Origin of the sequence: Paraburkholderia sp. SIMBA_054 (assembly GCF_046534875.1) — a bacterium.
In the GTDB taxonomy this organism is placed as follows: domain Bacteria; phylum Pseudomonadota; class Gammaproteobacteria; order Burkholderiales; family Burkholderiaceae; genus Paraburkholderia; species Paraburkholderia hospita.
In genome coordinates, this window is the sequence record NZ_JAWRXV010001395.1 from 1 (window position 1) to 247 (window position 247).

A 247-nucleotide genomic window follows, 5' to 3' on the forward strand; every position below is an offset into this window, starting at 1 on the left:
CGGTCATCAACGCGGCGATGGCGGCCATGAAGAGCGCTGCGCCCGCGAAGTCGATGGAAGGGCGCGCGTGCCGCTCACCCTCGCGCAGGAAGGCGATGAAGCCAGCAGCCGAGGCGAGGCCGATCGGCACGTTCATCCAGAAGATCCACGCCCACGACATGTTGTGGATGATGAAGCCGCCGACCATCGGCCCGACGACTGCCGAAATCGCCCACACGCTCGCGAGATAACCTTGCACCTTGCCGCG

General features: G+C 66.0%; 1 protein-coding gene. It reads right to left on the reverse strand.

Annotation, left to right across the window (positions count from 1 at the left end; translation table 11 throughout):
* Positions 1 to 247, reverse strand: a 247-nt coding sequence (locus SB822_RS59640) for an MFS transporter (RefSeq protein ID WP_410859447.1), incomplete at both ends; no start/stop codon positions are given.